This is a genomic window from Streptomyces viridochromogenes DSM 40736, from assembly GCF_000158955.1.
GTDB classification, from domain to species: domain Bacteria; phylum Actinomycetota; class Actinomycetes; order Streptomycetales; family Streptomycetaceae; genus Streptomyces; species Streptomyces venetus.
This window is the reverse complement of the sequence record NZ_GG657757.1, coordinates 546,301-563,393: the sequence shown is the minus strand read 5'-3', so window position 1 is coordinate 563,393 and position 17,093 is coordinate 546,301. Positions and strand designations below refer to the sequence as shown.

The window sequence follows — 17,093 nt, the reverse complement described above, 5'->3', positions numbered from 1 at the left end:
ATGGAGACACCCGCAAACGACCCCACGCCCACGCCCGCCCAGCGGGCACTGGACGTCCTCGCCGACAACACCGAGGACGCGGCGGCTCTGGACGCGCTCGCCAACAGCGACGTGCTCATCCCCGTGCCCGACGACGCCAACGACGCCGACGCCGCCAACCCCTCGGCGGTGGCTCTGCCGGTGCTGGAACAGCCGGGCGGCGAGCCGGTGGTGCCCGTGTTCACCTCCGAGGTGGAGATGGCCGGGCTGCTGCCGTTCGTCTCCCGCTACCGCATGGTGCCGCTCGGCGCCCTCGCCGCCCAGTGGCCGGCCGACGACCTGTCGCTCACCATCGACGGCAGTTCGGAGCACCGCCTGACGCTGACCTCGGAGGGAGTCCGCACCCTGCTGGCCCGTCCGTAGGAGCCTCTCGCGCCGAGCGCCCACGCGGTCGTGGCAGGTCAGAGCGCCTTCCCGGGGTTCAGGATGCCCCGCGGGTCTAGAGCCTCCTTGATCCGCCGCTGCACCGCGTGGGCCGCCGGCCCGAGCTCCTCGGCGACCCACTGCCGCTTGAGCACACCCACACCGTGCTCCCCGGTCAGTGTCCCGCCGAGCCGCAGCGCCAGCGCGAAGATCTCGCCCGCCGCCTCCCACACCGCGTCCGGCAGCCCGCCGAGGGCCGGGTCGACGACGATGATCGGATGCAGATTGCCGTCCGCGGCGTGCGCGATGGTGAACACCGGTACGCCGTGGCGTGCCGAGATCGCCCGGATCTCCCGGACCGCCTCCGCGAGCCGGGAGCGAGGGACCGCGATGTCCTCGATCAGCGGGCGGCCGAGCCGCTCCAGTGACGGCAGCGCGAGCCGGCGCGCGGCCAGCAGCGCCTCCGCCCGAGCCGGATCTCCCGTCCGCTCCACCGTCGTCGCGAGAGGCTCCAGCAGCCGGGCCACCGCCGCGGCCTCGCTCGCCGCGCCCGCACCGTCGCACTGCACCACCAGCAGTGCGGCTCCGCGCTCCCGCAGCGCCGGGTCCACGGCCTGCAGCACCGGCCCGTCGACCAGTTCCGCCAGGGCGGGCTCCACCCCGGCCCGGGTGATCGCGTACGACGCCTCGGCCGCCGCCTCGAAGGTGTCGAAGTACGCCGCGAGCGTCGCCGTCGCCACCGGCACCGGCCGCAGCCTCAGCGTCGCCGAGGTGATCACGGCGAGGGTGCCCTCCGAACCCGTGAGCAGCGCCGTCAGGTCGTAGCCGGTGACGCCCTTGACGGTACGGCGGCCCGTGCGCACCACCGTGCCGTCCGCGAGGACCGCCTCCAGGCCGAGCACGCTGTCCCGGGTCACCCCGTACTTCGCGCAACGCAGCCCGCCCGCGTTGGTCGCGATGTTCCCGCCGATGGTCGACCACGCCGCGCTCGCCGGGTCCGGCGCGTAGCGCAGACCGTGCTCACCGGCCGCCCGGTCCAGTTCGGCGGTGATCACCCCGGGCTCCACGACGGCCAGCTGGTCGTCCGCCGAGAGTTCGAGGATCCGGTCCATGCCGGACAGGTCCAGGACCAGCGAGCCCTCTCCCGCCGCCGCCCCGCCCGACAGGCCGGTCCCGGAACCCCGTGGCACCACCGGGACGCCCAGCTCGTGCGCGTGCCGGAGGGTGACGATGACGTCCTCGGTGCGCCGGGCCCGTACGACGGCCAGCGGCTCCCCGTCCGGCCGGGTGCCGGAGCGGTCGGTGGTGTGCGCGGTGATCGTTCCCGGATCGGTGAGCAGCCGGTCGGGCGGCAGGTCACGGGCGAGCAGGCCGAGCAGACGCGCGGAGGCGGTTGTTTCCGGTGCCGCTGTCATGGGTTCAGTGCTTTCGTGCCGAGGGCGAGCAGGGCGATGTCCTCCTGTGGCGCGTGGACCGGCGCGCACTGGATGTCGCGGAAGTGCCGCTCCAGCGGATTGCCGCGGGCCAGCCCCGGGTTGCCGAGCAGCCGCACGGCCAGCTCCACGGCCCGCACCCCGTGCCGGTCGGCCAGGACCCGCGCCCCGAGGGCCCGTTCCGGGGTGTAGGAGGGATGGGCGGTGTCCACCCGCGCGGCGCCGTCGAACACGAGCTGCTCGGCGGCGGCGAGCAGTACCTCGATCTCCCCGGCGGTCCGCCGGAAGCGCTCCGTGCGGGCCACCGGATGACCGAGGTTGGCGGGCACGCGCGCGTGGGCGAAGGTGTGGAAGAAGGACTGGGCGGCGCGGGCCACTCCCAGGTAGAGGGCGGCGAGCGGGAGATGGAGACTCGCGCCCGCACGGTTGTCCTGCTCGGCGTCCGGCCCGTACGGTCCGAGCCCGATGACGTGTTCGTAGGGGACCTCGACGTCCCGGAACGTCACGTCGTGACTCCCACTGGCCCGCAGGCCCAGCTGGTCCCAGCGGCCGGTGATCTCGACGCCGGGCGAGCCGCCGGGCACCAGGAACGTGCCCACGCGCGGCTCCGGCTCGTCGGTCGTCGCCCACACCAGGAACCAGTCGAGCCCCTCGGCGCCCGTGACGAACCGCTTGGTGCCGCTGACCGCCCAGCCGCCGGCGGTGCGCCGGGCCGGGCCCGGGTGGCGGGCAGCCCGCCCCGCGCGGGGGAGCCCAGATCGGGCTCCACGCGCGCGTGGTTGAGGAGGACCGGCCGTTCGAACGACTCCTTCACCACACGCGCGTACAGCTCCTCGGGCCAGTGCGGCCGCACCGCCTGCCGGGCGTGGTTGGTGAGAGTCATCGCGGCGATCAGAGCGACGGACGGGTCCGCCCGCCCCAGCCGGTGCAGGATCCGCGCGGTCTCCTCGACTCCCGCGCCCTGACCCCCGTAGGGCCGGCCGATCGTCGCGGTGAGCAGCCCGGCGTCGTGGGCGATCCGGAGGGACTCGGCGGGGAAGGCGGCCGACCGGTCGTGCTCGGCGGCCAGTTCGGCGATGCGCTCGGTCACAGGGCCTTCTTCAGGTCGGCGTCGAGGGCGTTGGTCCAGAAGGACTTCACGTCCAGGTGCTCCTTCAGTGCTCCCAGTTCGGTGAAGGTGTCGGCGACCCTCTGCTGGGAGGCGATGGTGTCGTCGCCGACCGGCCGGGCACGCGTCGGGCGTTGCCTCTGGGCGTCGACGAGGTCCTTCCTCGCCTGGGCCAGGGGCTGGTGGGTGGCGGCGGCCGTGATCTTCGCGAAGCCCTCCTCGCGGCCGTCGCGGACGTAGGCGTACGCCTTGGTGATCCGGGCGATCAGATCGGCCGCCGCGGCCCGCCGCGCCGGGCTCTGAAGCACGTTGTCGCGCGCCGACCACAGGAAGTTGCCCGACAGGATGTCCTTGCCCGAGCCGATCGTGCGGGCGCCCTGCTGGTGGGCGGTGATGATCGACGTGCCGTAGGAGGCGAGGGCGTCGATGCTGCCGCCGTTCAGGGCCGCGAGCCCGTCGTTCGGCAGCAGCGGCTTGGCGTCGATGTCCGACCACTTCAGGCCCGCCTGCTTCAGCAGCGCGTAGAGGAAGTAGTGGGCCGTGGTGTTCTGGACGTAGCCGACCCTCTTGCCCTTCAGTTCCGCGATGCCGGTGACCTTCGAGCCCTTGCGGGTGACGACCTCCTGGTTGAGCGTCGCCCCGCGCTGCACGGCGACGACCTTGAAGTTCGGGGCGCCGTCCGCGGCGGCGAAGACGGGCGGGATCTCACTGGACGAGGCGAGGTCGAGGGCTCCGGCCCGGACGGCCTGGAGCTGCTGCTCACCGCCCTGGAACTGGCTCCACCTCACCTTGTAGGGGGTGTCGTCGAGGTGGGCGTACTTCAGGACCGCCTCCTCGGTCTTCCAGCCGGTGGCGCCGACGGAGAGCGTGACGGACGACAGGTCGGACGGGGATTCGGCCTGCGCCGGGCCGCCGCACCCCGCGGCGAAGGGCAGGAGCAGGGCCAGGGCGGCGGCGGACGTACGCAGGGTGTGGCGGAACAACACGGGCTCTCCATCAGGCGGCTTGGGTGCTGGCGCGGTGGGCGAGTTCCTGGCGGACCAGAGGCAGGACGTGGCGGGCGTAGTCGATCGCGTCGTTCAGCGGGTCGTAGCCACGGATCGACAGCAGGTCACAGCCGATGTCGACGTAGTCCAGCAGCGCCTTCGCGACCGTCTCCGGCGAGCCGACCAGGGCCGTCGACGCGCCGGCCGCGTTCGTCGCGGCCGCCGGGGCCGTCCACAGGCAGCGGTCGTGCACCTCGCCGCGCTCGGCGATGTCCAGCAGCCGCTGCGAGCCGACGTTGGCCGGGCGGCCGGTCGTGCGGTAGTGCCGCAGCAGTTCGGTGTTGCGTGCCTGGTCCTTCAGCACGCCGAGCGTGCGGTGCGCCTTCTCCCAGGCCAGTTCGTCGGTGGGCGCGATGATCGGGCGGAACGACACCCAGATACGGGGGTCGGGGCGCCCGGCGGCCGCAGCCACCTTGTTGACGGCCGCGATCTGCTCGGCCGTCTCCTTCAGCGGCTCGCCCCACAGCCCGAAGATGTCGCCCTGCTGCCCGCCGACCCGGTACGCGTCCTGCGACGAGCCGCCCACCGAGATCGGCACCAGCCCGTTCACCGGCTTCACATCCGAGTGGTAGCCCTCGAACGTGAAGTACGTGCCCTGGTGCGAGACGGGGCCGTCCGCCTGCCACACCTTCCGCAGGATCCGGATGTACTCGTCGGACCGCTCGTACCGCTCCGCCTTCCCCAGGTAGTCGCCCTCCCGACGCTGCTCCTCGTCGCTGCCGCCGGAGATGATGTGCACGGTCAGCCGGCCGTCGCTGATCCGGTCCAGGGTGGCCAGGGCCCGGGCGGCGTGCGTCGGGAAGATCACGCCCGGCCGGTGGGCCAGGATCGGGCGGATCCGCTCGGTGTGGGTGGCGACGAACTGGGCGATCTGGAAGGCGTCCGGCGAGGCCGAGTGGTAGGCGACCAGGGTGTGGTCGAAACCTCCGTCGTCCAGGGCGCGGGCGTACGTGCGCAGATGGTCGACGTCGAGCCCGGTGCGGCTCGCGGCGGCCGGTCCCGAGGCCCCGGCGTCCGTGTGGACGGCGCTGATGAATTCGACAGGCATGTACGGCTCCTGGTCAGTCGAGAAGGGAGGGGTCGGCGGACTTCGCCACGTCGACGTTCGGGTCGAGGACGCCGATGCCGTGCATGAGGTCGGCCACCCCTTGGACGGTGGAGTTCACGTCGCCGGTGACCGGCAGGACCTCGCTGTAGCCGGCGGAGGCCAGCGTCTTCGCCACGGCCGGGTCGGCGCCGTTACGCGTCTGGATGGCCTTGGCGTAGGCCTCCCGGTGCGTGCTCGTCCACTTCAGGGCCGTGCCGAGGCGCTTGAGGAAGTCGGCGAGCGCGGCCTTCTTGGACGAGTCGGCGAGGGCCTTCTCGCTGGCGTTGACGAAGCCGATGCCGCTGACCCGGCCGTCCCCGCCGTCGACGAGGAGGCGCCCGCCCTGCTTCAGCCCGACGGCCTGGTAGACACCGAAGGTCGCCCAGACCTTGACCTTCCCGGAGGCGAACGCGGCCTGCGCGTCGGTCGGCAGCAGGTACTGGACCTTGACGTCCTTGTAGTCGAGCCCGTTCTGCTTCAGCACGTTGGCCAGCAGGTACTCGGAGACGCTGCCCTTGGCGGAGGACACCACGACCCTCTGGCCCTTGAGGTCCTTGACGCTGTTGATGCCGGAGTCCTTGCGCACGACGAGGCCGACATGCCGGCCGTCGTTCTTCAGCGCGGCCACGTTCTTCACCTTCACCCCGCCGCTGATCGCCTGGAGCGCCGGCAGGTCCGCGGAGTACCCGGTGTCGGCGGCGCCCGCCTGCACGGCCTGGTAGAGCGGGGCCGCGCCCTCGAACTCGGCCCACTTCACCTTGTACTTCGCGCCCTTCAGGGCATCGGCCGCGGCGACCATCGTCTGGAGGGTCTTGGCCTGGTCGCCGATGGTGAGGGTGACCTGCTGCGACGAGGAGGCGTCCGCGGAGGAGTTCCCGCCGCAGGCGGTCAGCGCCAGCAGGGTGGTCATGCTCAGCGCGGCGGCTGCGGTACGGCGGTTCACGATGGGGTTCCTTCCAGGGTGCGGTTCACGCCCAGCCAGTTCAGGAGGCGGGCGCGCAGGGAGACGAACTCCGGGGCGGTGAGGTCCCGGGGCCGGGGCAGGTCGACGCTCAGCTCATGGGCGATCCGGCCCTCGTCCATCACCAGGACCCGGTCGGCGAGCAGCAGGGCCTCCTCCACGTCATGGGTGACCAGGAGGATCGCGCAGCCGTGCCGCCGCCACAGCTCGGCCACCAGCTGCTGCACCTTGCCCCGGGTGAGGGCGTCCAGGGCGCCGAACGGCTCGTCCAGGAGCAGTAGTTCGGGCTCGCGGACGAGAGCCCGGGCCAGCGAGACGCGCTGGGCCTGGCCGCCGGAGAGGGTCTTGGGCCAGAGGGTCGCGCGGTCCGCGATGCCCACCTCGTCGAGCGCCTTGAGCGCCAGCGCCCTGTCGGGGCGGCCGGGCAGCCCCAGGACGACGTTGCGCCAGACCTTCAGCCAGGGCAGCAGCCGAGGCGACTGGAAGGCGGCGCTGCGCCGGGCGGGCACGGTGACCTCGCCGCCGATCTCCTCGTCGAGCCCGGCCAGGATCCTCAGCAGCGTCGACTTGCCGCAGCCGCTGTGCCCGAGCAGGGCCACGAACTCGCCCTCCCGGATGTCGAGATCGAGATCGTGCAGGACGGTGTTGCCGTCGAAGGACCGCGAAAGTCCCCTGGTCTCCACACTGTTGGTCATGTCCTACGCCTCGCCCTCGAAGTTGGCGCGCCAGGTCAGCAGCCGGCGCGAAAGGATCCGTACGGCGAAGTCGCAGGCGAGCCCCAGCAGCGCGTACACGACGAGGCAGAGCACGATGACGTCCGTGCGGAAGTACTGCTGGGCGTTGCTCATCAGATAGCCGAGGCCCGCGTCGGCGTTGACCTGCTCGGCGAAGACCAGTGCCAGCCAGGCCGTCGACAGCGCGTACCGCAGTCCCACGAGGGCCCCGGGCAGCGCGCTCGGCAGGATCACGTACCTGATCAGCCCGAGCCTGCCGAGCCCCATCATGCGGGCCGCCTCGACGAGCTGGGAGTCGGTGGAGCGGATGCCGCCGTAGATGTTGAAGTAGAGCGGGTAGGTCACACCGAGCGCGACGAGCGCGATCTTCGGGGTCTCCTCGATGCCGAACCAGACGATGAACAGGGGGATCAGGCCCACCCACGGGATCGCCCGGAACATGCCCATCGAGGAGTCGATGACGTCCTCGCCGAGCCGGAACAGTCCGGCCAGCAGGGACAGGCTCAGCGCGACGGACGCGCCGATCAGGAAGCCGACGGCGGCCCGGCGGCCCGACGCGGCGATGGCGGAGGGCAGTTCACCGTTGCGGGTGAGTTCCAGGGCCTGGTTCACGACGTCGACGGGGGACGCCAGTACGGACTCGGGCAGGACACCGGTGGCCGAGGTCAGGAACCACAGCAGGACCAGGCCGACCGGGCCCGCGGAACGGCGTACGGAACGGGGCAGGGTGAGGCGGCGGCCGGACTTCGCGGTGCCGCGCAGGGTGACACGGGTGGTGGCGGCGGGCGGGCCGGGGTCGGCGCTCTGCTCGGGCAGCACCGCCGTGGCCGGTGATCGGGTCGTCATGGCGGGGTTCCTTCGTCAGGACGGGAGTGGGCCGGTCACGGCCGGGCGGGCGGGGTCGGCGGACCAGGCGGACCAGGAGCCGGGGAAGAGCACCGCTTCGAATCCGGCGATCTCCAGGGCGGCGATCTGATGCGCCGCGGTGACTCCGGAGCCGCAGTACACGCCGATACGTGTGGCCCCGGCCGCCCCCTTCTCCTCGAACCGCTCGCGCAGTACCTCCGGTGGCAGGAAGGTGCCGTCGGCCGCGAGGTTCTCCCCGGTGGGCGCGGAGACGGCCCCAGGGATGTGGCCGGGGCGCGGATCCACAGGTTCCACCTCGCCGCGGTAGCGCTCGGCCGCCCGGGCGTCCAGCAGCAGGCCCGTCGAGGCGAGTTCGGCAGCACCGTCCGCGCCGGTGGCGGGCAGACGACCTTCGGCCAGGACGACGTCACCGGGTTCCGGTGCGGTGGGCACACCCGTCTCCAGGGGCAGTCCGGCCGCCCGCCAGGCGCCCAGCGCCCCGTCGAGGAGTGTCACGCGCGTCAGTCCCGCGTACCGCAGCAGCCACCAGGCGCGTGCCGCCGCCGTGTTGCCGAGGTCGTCGTACACCACCACGGGCCGGTCCCGGCCGACGCCCCAGCGGCGGGCCGCCGCCTCCAGCCGCGCGAGGTCCGGCAGCGGGTGACGCCCGCCCTCCGGGCTCGGCGGCGCGGCGAGCTCGGTCTCCAGGTCGACGTACACCGCCCCCGGGATGTGGCCCTCGGCGTAGTGCTCACGCCCGTGCGGGTCACCCAGCGCCCAGCGGACGTCGAGCACCACGGGCGGCTGTCCGGAGGCCAGTCGCTCGCGCAGTTCGGCAACGCTCGTCGTCGCGGTCATGCGAGACCCTCCGCTATCAGGGGCAGTTCGGAGGACAGGCGCAGCCGCTCCAGGAAGAGCACGACGGTGGCGGCGGCGGTGCGGTGCAGGGCGTCGTTGAGGACGTCGTGCCGCCCTCCGTGGAAGGTCACCAGCTCGACGGGGTGGCCGGCGTACGCCTTCCGGGCCCCGTCGAGCGGGCTCACCACGTCGTCCGTGCCGTGCAGCGCCAGCACCGGGACCCCCACCCGGTCCAGGCCCGGCTCGGACAGCTCGGGAGTGACGTCCAGCGCCCCGCGCCGGAACTCCGGGTCGCCGGCGAGGCGCCCCTGGTGCGTGGGGCAGGCGGTGCGGGCCTCGGCCTCCTCCTCCCAACTCCCCGCCGTCCAGGCACCGGTGGGCAGGCCCGCCAGGATCAGGGCGTCGACCCCCGGGGTCCGGTCGGCGGCCAGTCGCACGGCGTGGTGGGCCCCGGTGTCCGAGCCCACCAGCACCTTCGGGCCGGGCAGGGACTCGTCGGCGAGCAGCTTGGCGGCCGTGTCGAGCACGCCCGGGTCGGCGGCCGGGTCGCCGAGGGCGCGGACACGATAGGCGTCGAAGGCGAGCCGGCGGCCGAACCGCTCGTACACGCCCGCGTGTTCACCACGCCCGGCCAGCACGATCAGCGTGCCGCGCGGGGCGAGGCCTTCGGGTTCGTCCCAGGAACGGAGCGAAGAGGACATGAGGGGGCAACTCCCGTGTCGGGGCAGGGGGTGTCCAGGACAGGACGAGGCAGGGCAGGGCGTACCGGCTGTCACGTGTCAGTGCGGAAGGACGTGATCAGCTCAGGTGCCGGAGCGGGGATGTGCTGCGAAGGGTCAGCGACAGCGCGCGCTGCACGCCACGCCGAAGTCGATGACTCGGCGCTGCGTCAGAAGGGCAGCGGAAGCGGTGGCGTGCAGCATGCGTTCATCATGACCGGTCGTGACAACCGCCGTCCAACGACGATTCCTCATCGAAACCGATCAGAAATCGCGATCGATCGCTCAAGCGGCTACGGTCGCCGCATGCACCGACCTGTCCTCGACCTCGTCGCCCTGCGCAGTCTGACCGCCGTGGCCGACTGCGGCGGCTTCCACCGAGCCGCCCGGGCGCTGGCCCTGAGCCAGTCGGCGGTGAGCCAGCACGTGCGCAAGCTGGAGAAGATCCTGGGGCGGCCGGTCGTCGAGCGCGAGGGGCGCGGCATGCGCTTCACCACCGACGGCCACCGGCTGCTGGAACAGGCCCGGCGCATCCTCGCGGTGCACGACGAGGCCGTGCGCACCCTGCTCGACGTCGACGCCGGCACGGTCACCATCGGTGCCACCGAGCACGCCGCCGACCAGTTCCTGCCCCGCCTGACCGCCGCCGTCCAGGACGTGCGCCCCGGCTGCCGGGTCCGCTACCGCATCGACCGCTCCGCTCGCCTCGTCGAGGCCGTGGAGCGCGGCGGCGTCGACGTCGCCGTCTATGTCACCGAGGCCGCCGCCACGGAGGGCACACCCGTCGGCGGTCTGCCGCTGACCTGGTACGCGGTGCCCGGCTGGCAGCCGCCGCCCGAGCCCGCCCCCGTGCCACTGGTCGCCGTCGAGGACCCCTGCGCGATCCGCCGCAGGGCCATCGCGACGCTCGCCGCGCACGGCGTGCCCGCCCAGGTGGTCGGGGACGCCGGCTATCTCGCGGGCGTCCTCGACATCGCCCGCACCGGGCAGGGTGTCGCCCTGCTCGCGGCAGTCGGCTCCGCCCCCGACGGGCTCACCGCCTGCGCGGCGCTGCCCCCGGTCACACCCATACCGATGAGCGCGCTCGCCCGCTCCGGGGCGGACCCGGCGACCGTCGCGGCCGCGTTCGAGGCCGTACGGGATTTGCTGCGGGAGGAGACCCCGGCAGGGGCGTGACGCCCCGGGGCCTACTCGCCCAGCGTCCGGGCCAGCGCCGCCCGCTGGAGGGGCAGCACCTCGGCGTGCAGGTCACGACCCCTGGCGGTCAGGGCGACCCACACGCCGCGCCGGTCCTCCACGCACACCGAACGCGTCACCAGCCCGTCCTTCTCCAGCCGGGCGATGAGCCGGGACAGCGCGCTCTGGCTGAGGTGGACCCGCCCGACCAGGTTCTGCACCCGGCACTGCTCGCCCTCCTCGGGCGCCGCGGTCGCGAGCATGTCCAGGACCTCGAAGTCGGACGCGCCCAGGCCGTGCGGATGCAGTGCTCGGTCGATCTCGCACATCGTGCGCGCGTGCGCCGACAGGATGTCCCGCCACCGCTCCTCGAGCCGCGCACCAGCCGTTTTCGCCGCCATATCCGAACCGTACACCGGCCCGGGGTTCGATGACTGTGCATGCAGTGGCGTCTTTCCGGCGGAGCGGGCGGCCTACGTCGACTCCCGCTTCACCAGCTCCGTCGGCAGGATCACCGCCGCCGGGTCCTCGCCCCCGATCTGCGCGAGCAGCACGCGCACCATCTCGGTGCTGATGCGGTCCCAGGGCTGCCGGATGGTCGTCAGCCCGGGGCTGGCGGCCAGGGCGGCCGGTGAGTCGTCGAAGCCGCCGACCGCGACGTCCTGCGGCACCCGCCTCCCGGCCCGCTGGAGGGCCGCGAGTACTCCCTGCGCCATGAGGTCGGAGGCCACGAACACCGCGTCGATGTCCGGGGCCCGCGCCAGCAGCATCTCGGCCCCCGCCTCACCGCTGGCCCGGCTGTAGTCGCCGGAGACGACGAGCCGCTCGTCGAAGGCCGCCCCCGCGTCCGCCAGCACCTCCTTGTACCCGGCGAGACGCTCGACACCGCCGGGTGTGTCCAGCGGACCGGTCACCATGCCCACCCGCTGCCGCCCGAGCGACAGCAGGTGCCGCACCATGTCGCGGGCGCCGTCGCGGTCGTCGGCCGCCACGTAACTCACCTTCGATCCCAGCCCGATCGGCTTGCCGCACGCGACGAGCGGCACCCCCGCCCCGCGCAGCTGCTCGGCGACGGGATCGCCGGAGTGGCTGGAGACCAGCAGCACCCCGTCGACGTGCCCGGCGGTGATGTACCGGGTGATCCGCCGCCGTTCGTCCTCGGTGCCCGCCAGCATCAGCAGCAGCGGGATGTCGTGCGCGGCGAGCGCCTGGGTGCAGCCGCGCAGCAGGACGTTGAAGTTGGGGTCCTCGAAGAACCGCTCCTGCGGCTCCGTGAGCAGGAAGCCGACCGAGTCGGACCGTCCGGTGATCAGGGAGCGGGCGTGCCGGTTGACGACGTACCCCGTCCTGCGGATGGCCGCGTTGACCGCCTCCTGGGCGGCGGGACTGACGTAGTGGCCGCCGTTCAGCACACGCGAGACGGTGCCGCGCGAGACCCCCGCCTCGCGCGCCACGTCATGGATCGTGGGCGGCCTGCGCCTGCCCCCCGCAGCGTTCATGGTCATGACTTTACGGCTCCGGAGAGCAGATCCAGACTCCAGAACCGCTGGATGACCAGGAAGAGCGCGACCAGCGGGAGCACCGCGAGGAACGCGCCCGTGATCACCAGGGTGTACAGCGCCGGGGTGTTGGCGCCCTGCTCCAGCAACGTGAACAGGCCCAGCGTGATCGGGAACTTCTCGTCGTCGCTGAGCATGATGTACGGCAGCAGGAAGTTGTTCCAGATCGCCACGAACTGGAACAGGAACACCGTGACCATGCCGGGGATCATCATCGGCAGCGCGATCCGCGTGAAGATCCGCCACTCGCTCGCCCCGTCCATCCGCCCGGCCTCCACCACGTCGGCGGGCACGGCCGCGGCGGCGTAGATCCTCGCCAGGTAGACGCCGTACGGCGACAGGATCTGCGGCAGCAGCACGGACAGGTACGAGTCCGTGAGGTCCGCCTTCGCCAGCAGCAGGTACTGCGGGACGGCCAGGATCACCGGCGGCATCAGCACACCCGCCAGCAGCACGTTGAAGATCGCCTCGCGGCCCCGGAACCGGTAGGTCGCCAGCGCGTAGCCGCTGAACGCGGAGACGCACGTCGACAGCAGCGCACCGAGGCCGGCGTACAGGGCGGAGTTGCCCATCCACTCCCAGTAGACGCCGTCGCGGTAGGCGTTCAGGTCCCGGACGTTGCCGGCGAAACCCGTGCCCGGCAGGAACGTGAACGTGGAGAACAGTTCGCGCCCGGACTTGGTGGCCGCGATGACCACCCAGGCCACCGGCAGCAGACAGTAGATCGCGCCCAGCAGCAGCGTGACCGTCGGGATCAGGGCGATCCGGCGACGCAGCGGCGGGCGGCCCCGGTCGGTGCCGGGCGTGCTGCCCGCCAGCGGTTCGGCCCCGGGAACGGTGAGGGAGCTCATCGAGCGGCCTCCTGCTTCTGACGACGGTTCGCGGCTCGCAGGAAGCCGAAGGACAGCAGGAGCGTGGCGACCGCGATGATCACGGCCTGCGCGGCGGCACTGTGGAGGTCGCCTTCGCCGAACGCGTCCCGGTACACCTTCATCAGCGGACTCCACGTCGTGGACACCGAGTTGGTGAGGGGTTTGAGGGTGGTCGGCTCGTTGAACATCTGGAGCGTCGCGATGACGGAGAAGAAGAAGGTCAGCACCAGCGAGGGCGCCACCATCGGGATCTTGATCCGCAGCGCGATCTGCGTCGGCGTGGCACCGTCCAGCTTCGCCGCCTCGTACACCTCCGCCGGGATCGCCCGGAGCGAGGTGTAGATGACGATCATGTTGAATCCGGTGCCGCCCCACACGGCGATGTTCGACAGCGCGAGGTACAGCGGCCCGCCGTCCAGCAGGTCCGGCTGCGGCAGGCCCAGCCTGTCGAGCACGAAGTAGAAGGGACTGACGTCCGGGAGGTACAGGAAGCCCCACAGCAGCGCGGCCACCACCCCGGGGATGGCGTACGGCAGGAAGATCGCGAGCCGGGTGAAGGGCGCGAGCCGCACCTTCTCGGAGTCGAGCATCAGCGCGAACAGCAGGGCGAGGCCGAGCATGACCGGGACGACGATGCAGCCGTACCCCAGGACGCGCAGCGTCCCGTGCAGCAGCTCGCTGTCGGTGAGGGCGTCGGTGTAGTTCTCCAGGCCCGCCCAGACCTCCTTGCGGGCGCCGGAGCCCAGGCCGAGGCCGGAGACCTTCACCTTGCGGAAGCTGAGCCAGAGCGCGTAGCCGATGGGCAGCGCGAAGAAGAGCGCGAACAGGATCGTCGCGGGGATGAGGAAGGCGTACGGGGCCCTCTTGGCCCCGTACGACTGCCGCCGTGCCGTGCTTTTCACCGAGCGACCCCGAAGCCCTGCTTCTTCATGTCGGCGACGGTGTCGTCCTGCATCTTCTTCAGGGCGGCGCCGAAGTCGGACTTGTTCTTCGCGGCGGCGCCGAAGGCGTCCTTGAAGGTGGTGTAGGCGACGTTCACGTTCGGGCCCCAGGCGGAGGGCGCTGTGGTCTCCGCGATGTCGGCGGCCTTGGTGTAGAAGTCGGCCTGGTTCGAGAAGTAGGCCGGCGGCTTGAGGAAGGCGCCGCTGGTCTGCGCGTTCTGGGCGGCCGGGTAGATGCCGCTCTCCTTCGCCAGCGCGTTGAGGGCCTCGCTGTCGGTGTTCAGCCAGGCGGCGAACTTCGCGGCGGCCCCCTGGTGCTTGGAGTCCGTGGTGACGGCGGTGGAGGAGCCGCCCCAGCTGCCGGTGCGGTTCTCGCTCGCGTCCCACTGGGGGAGCGGGGCCATGGCCCACTTGCCCTTGGTCTCGGGGGCGGCGGTGGTCAGCGTGCCCGGTGCCCACACGGCGCTGACCCAGGCGATCTGCCGGCCGGTGTTGAGCGCCTTGTTCCAGGCCGGGGTGTACATCGGCTGGTTGTCGATGGCGCCCTCCTCGACCAGGCCGCCCCAGAACTTGGCGACCTTCTGTGTCGCCGCGTCGTCGATGGAGACCTTCCACTGGTCACCCGAGGTGGTCCACCACTTGGCGCCGGCCTGCTGGGCGAGGCCCGCGAAGAGGCCGGAGTCGTTGGCGGAGAAGGTGGTGAGGTCCTTGTCGGGGGCCGCCTTCTTCAGCTTCCGAGCGGCCTCGGCGAACTGGTCCCAGGTCGTCGGCACCTTCAGGCCGTACTCCTCGAAGAGGTCCTCGCGGTAGTAGAACATCAACGGCCCGATGTCCTGCGGGACCGCGTACACGGCGTCCGTGCCGAGCGTCGTCTGCTGCCAGACGCCGTCGGCGAAGCTGCCCTTCGCGTCACCGACGTTCTCCGATATGTCCGCCAGCGCGTCGTTGCTGACCAGGGTGGGCAGCGCCTGGTACTCCGCCTGCACCAGGTCCGGTGCCTTGCCCGCCTTGTGCGCGGTGAGGATCTTGGTCACCAGCGTGTCGCCGGACGCCTGCTTCTTCACCGTGATGGTGATGCGGTCCTTCTTGCCCGGCCCCTTGTTCCACAGGTCCACGACCTTGTCCATGCCGGGCGTCCAGGTCCAGTACGTGAGCGAGGCCGGGCCCGCCTCGGTCTCGCTGTCCGCGGACTCGCTGCCACAGGCGGCGAGGGCGGTGGTGCCGAGCACCAGGGCGACGGCGGATCTCACGAGGCGGTGGCGCTTCGCGTACGGCATGGATCTCTCCCCTGACCTGGGGTCCTCGCCTGCTGCGAGAACCTGCCATGCTTCTGTGAGCGTTCACAGTAGAGAAACATCCCGGACACTTGTCAATGGTTGTTGCTGTGCGGTTATGTTGGGCTCCGCACTGCGCCGCTGTGTGTGCACGTTCCCATTTGATCGACCGACCGGGAGACCATCCATGCCGGAGACCACCCCCAGGGGCCTCACCGGGCTCGCCTTCGGCGGGGACTACAACCCCGAGCAGTGGCCGGAGAGCGTCTGGCAGGAGGACGTCCGGCTGATGCGGGAGGCCGGCGTCACCATGGTCAGCGTCGGGATCTTCTCCTGGGCGCTGCTGGAGCCCTCGCCCGGGGCGTACGACTTCGGCTGGCTCGACCGGCTCCTGGACCTGCTGCACGAGAACGGCATCCGCGTCGACCTCGGCACCCCGACCGTGTGCCCGCCGGTGTGGTTCTACCGCGCCCACCCCGAGGCCCTGCCCGTGACGGCCGAAGGCGTGCGCCACGAGTTCGGCTCCCGCGCGGCGATCTGCCACAGCAACACCGACTACCGCACGGCCGCCGCCGGCATCACCACCGCGCTCGCCGAGCGCTACGTCGACCACCCGGCCCTGGCCATGTGGCACGTGCACAACGAGTACGGCGTCCCCGTCTCGGCCTGCTACTGCGACTCCTGCGCCGCCCACTTCCGCCGCTGGCTCGCGACGACGTACGGCACGGTCGACGCCGTCAACGAGGCCTGGGGCACGGCCTTCTGGGGGCAGCGCTACACGGACTTCGAGCAGATCAACCCGCCGCGCCTGAGCCCCACCGTCGGCAACCCGGGCCAGGCCCTGGACTACAAGCGCTTCGCCGACGCCACCATGCGCGAGAACTTCCGGATGGAACGGGACATCCTGCACCGCCTCTCGCCCGGTGTCCCGGTCACCACCAACTTCATGACGGCCCTCAGCCAGTGCGACTCCGTCGACTACTGGGCCTGGGGCCGCGAGGTCGACGTCGTCACCAACGACCACTACCTGATCACCGACGGCCGCCGTACCCACGTCAACCTCGCGATGGCCGCCGACCTCACCCGCTCCGTCGCGGGCGGAGCCCCCTGGCTGCTGCTGGAGCACTCCACCTCGGGCGTCAACTGGCAGCCCCGCAACCCCGCCAAGGCCCCGGGCCAGATGGCCCGCAACTCCCTCACCCATGTGGCGCGCGGCTCCGAGGGCGCCATGTTCTTCCAGTGGCGCCAGTCCCGGCGCGGCGCCGAGAAGTTCCACTCGGCGATGCTCCCGCACGGCGGCACCGACACCCGCGTGTGGCGCGAGGCCGTCGAGCTCGGCGCGTCCGTCGAGGCGCTGGGCGAGATCCGCGGCACCCGCACCGAGGCCGACGTGGCCGTGCTGTGGGACTGGCAGTCCTGGTGGGCGCAGAACCTCGACTGGCGCCCCAGCGAGGACCACGACGCCCGGGAGCGCGCCGACGCCTTCTACGAGGCCCTCTACGACCGCCACCTCACCGTCGACTTCGCCCACCCGGAAGCCGACTTGTCGAGGTATCCCCTTGTCGTCGTACCGGCCGTGTACCTGATGACAGAGGCCGCCGGAGACAACCTCAAGGCCTATGTCGAGGGCGGTGGCACCCTGGTCGTCTCGTACTTCTCCGGCATCGTCGACGAGCACGACGCCGTCCACGAGGGCGCCTGTCCCGGCCCGCTCCGGGACGTCCTCGGCCTCACGGTGGAGGAGTTCTCACCGCTGCTGTCCGGCGAACGGGTGCGTGTCACCGGCCCCGACGGCTCCGAACTGAACGCCGACGTGTGGACGGAGTTCGTGGTGCCGCGCGGCGCCGAGACGGTCCTGACGTACGCCGACGGGCTGACCGCCGGCCGGCCCGCCGTCACCCGGCACCGTCTCGGCGAGGGCACCGCCTGGTACGTCTCCACCCGGCTCGGCGCCGACGGCCTGGACGCGCTGCTCGGCATGGCGGGCGAGGACGCGCGGCTCGACCCGCGCGCCGACCTGCCCCGGGACGTCGAAGTGGTGCGCCGCACCGGCGCGTCGGGCACGTACCTGTTCGCC

General features: G+C 72.0%; 17 protein-coding genes and 1 pseudogene. 3 read left to right on the top strand and 15 right to left on the bottom strand.

The features are described 5' to 3' along the window. Entirely contained in the window at nt 1-402 is a 402-nt protein-coding gene (locus SSQG_RS02650) for an SseB family protein (RefSeq protein WP_003988135.1), read from the top strand. Nucleotides 403-440: 38 nt separating this feature from the next. Here SSQG_RS02650 and SSQG_RS02645 read toward each other — a convergent pair whose 3' ends face one another. The 10 genes and pseudogenes from SSQG_RS02645 to SSQG_RS02605 form a co-directional block, all read right to left on the bottom strand. Continuing rightward, the gene (locus SSQG_RS02645; RefSeq protein ID WP_039931816.1) at nt 441-1,817 is read right to left on the bottom strand and encodes an FAD-binding oxidoreductase; all 1,377 of its coding nucleotides are present in this window, start codon (nt 1,815-1,817) and stop codon (nt 441-443) included. Then, a complete protein-coding gene (locus SSQG_RS02640; protein ID WP_244299445.1) occupies nt 1,814-2,677 on the bottom strand; it encodes an acyl-CoA dehydrogenase family protein in 864 nt (287 codons plus the stop codon). Before SSQG_RS02640 ends, SSQG_RS02645 begins: the two co-directional genes overlap by 4 nt. Before the next feature lie 98 nt (nt 2,678-2,775). Beyond that, nucleotides 2,776-2,925, bottom strand: a pseudogene (locus SSQG_RS42395) (acyl-CoA dehydrogenase family protein); the annotation flags it as partial. Next, complete coding sequence (locus SSQG_RS02635; RefSeq protein ID WP_003988132.1) at nt 2,922-3,929, bottom strand: ABC transporter substrate-binding protein; 1,008 nt, start codon at nt 3,927-3,929, stop codon at nt 2,922-2,924. The gene SSQG_RS02635 and the pseudogene SSQG_RS42395, both read right to left, overlap by 4 nt. 10 nt (nt 3,930-3,939) lie before the next feature. Further along, a complete protein-coding gene (locus SSQG_RS02630) occupies nt 3,940-5,037 on the bottom strand; it encodes an LLM class flavin-dependent oxidoreductase (RefSeq protein ID WP_003988131.1) in 1,098 nt (365 codons plus the stop codon). Nucleotides 5,038-5,050: 13 nt separating this feature from the next. Beyond that, complete coding sequence (locus SSQG_RS02625; protein ID WP_003988130.1) at nt 5,051-6,019, bottom strand: ABC transporter substrate-binding protein; 969 nt, start codon at nt 6,017-6,019, stop codon at nt 5,051-5,053. After that, nucleotides 6,016-6,732, bottom strand: coding sequence for an ABC transporter ATP-binding protein (locus SSQG_RS02620; protein ID WP_003988129.1), 717 nt, complete (start codon nt 6,730-6,732; stop codon nt 6,016-6,018). The genes SSQG_RS02625 and SSQG_RS02620 overlap by 4 nt, the downstream gene beginning before the upstream one ends. Nucleotides 6,733-6,735: 3 nt before the next feature. Continuing rightward, a complete protein-coding gene (locus tag SSQG_RS02615) occupies nt 6,736-7,617 on the bottom strand; it encodes an ABC transporter permease (RefSeq protein ID WP_003988128.1) in 882 nt (293 codons plus the stop codon). Nucleotides 7,618-7,632: 15 nt separating this feature from the next. Continuing rightward, on the bottom strand, nt 7,633-8,475 hold the full coding sequence (locus SSQG_RS02610) for a sulfurtransferase (protein ID WP_003988127.1): 843 nt from the start codon (nt 8,473-8,475) through the stop codon (nt 7,633-7,635). Next, nucleotides 8,472-9,176: an alpha/beta hydrolase gene (locus SSQG_RS02605; protein WP_039931815.1), complete on the bottom strand. Its 705-nt coding sequence runs from the start codon at nt 9,174-9,176 to the stop codon at nt 8,472-8,474. The genes SSQG_RS02610 and SSQG_RS02605 overlap by 4 nt, the downstream gene beginning before the upstream one ends. A 324-nt stretch (nt 9,177-9,500) precedes the next feature. Between SSQG_RS02605 and SSQG_RS02600 the strand changes: the two genes are divergently transcribed. Then, nucleotides 9,501-10,370, top strand: coding sequence for a LysR family transcriptional regulator (locus tag SSQG_RS02600; protein ID WP_003988125.1), 870 nt, complete (start codon nt 9,501-9,503; stop codon nt 10,368-10,370). An 11-nt stretch (nt 10,371-10,381) separates the two neighbouring features. Here the strand turns inward: SSQG_RS02600 and SSQG_RS02595 are convergent, their stop codons facing one another. The 5 genes from SSQG_RS02595 to SSQG_RS02575 form a co-directional block, all read right to left on the bottom strand. Further along, nucleotides 10,382-10,771: a MarR family winged helix-turn-helix transcriptional regulator gene (locus SSQG_RS02595; protein WP_003988124.1), complete on the bottom strand. Its 390-nt coding sequence runs from the start codon at nt 10,769-10,771 to the stop codon at nt 10,382-10,384. A gap of 72 nt (nt 10,772-10,843) precedes the next feature. Beyond that, nucleotides 10,844-11,875, bottom strand: a complete 1,032-nt coding sequence (locus tag SSQG_RS02590; RefSeq protein WP_003988123.1) for a LacI family DNA-binding transcriptional regulator — start codon at nt 11,873-11,875, stop codon at nt 10,844-10,846. After that, nucleotides 11,872-12,780 carry a carbohydrate ABC transporter permease gene (locus SSQG_RS02585; RefSeq protein ID WP_003988122.1) on the bottom strand — a complete coding sequence of 303 codons (909 nt, stop codon included), beginning with the start codon at nt 12,778-12,780 and terminating at the stop codon, nt 11,872-11,874. Before SSQG_RS02585 ends, SSQG_RS02590 begins: the two co-directional genes overlap by 4 nt. After that, nucleotides 12,777-13,703 (bottom strand): carbohydrate ABC transporter permease, encoded by a 927-nt coding sequence (locus SSQG_RS02580; protein ID WP_003988121.1) that lies wholly within the window; start codon nt 13,701-13,703, stop codon nt 12,777-12,779. Before SSQG_RS02580 ends, SSQG_RS02585 begins: the two co-directional genes overlap by 4 nt. After that, complete coding sequence (locus SSQG_RS02575; RefSeq protein ID WP_003988120.1) at nt 13,700-15,019, bottom strand: ABC transporter substrate-binding protein; 1,320 nt, start codon at nt 15,017-15,019, stop codon at nt 13,700-13,702. Before SSQG_RS02575 ends, SSQG_RS02580 begins: the two co-directional genes overlap by 4 nt. Nucleotides 15,020-15,203: 184 nt before the next feature. Between SSQG_RS02575 and SSQG_RS02570 the strand changes: the two genes are divergently transcribed. Then, the coding region (locus SSQG_RS02570; RefSeq protein WP_003988119.1) for a beta-galactosidase at nt 15,204-17,093 on the top strand (1,890 nt) is incomplete at its 3' end.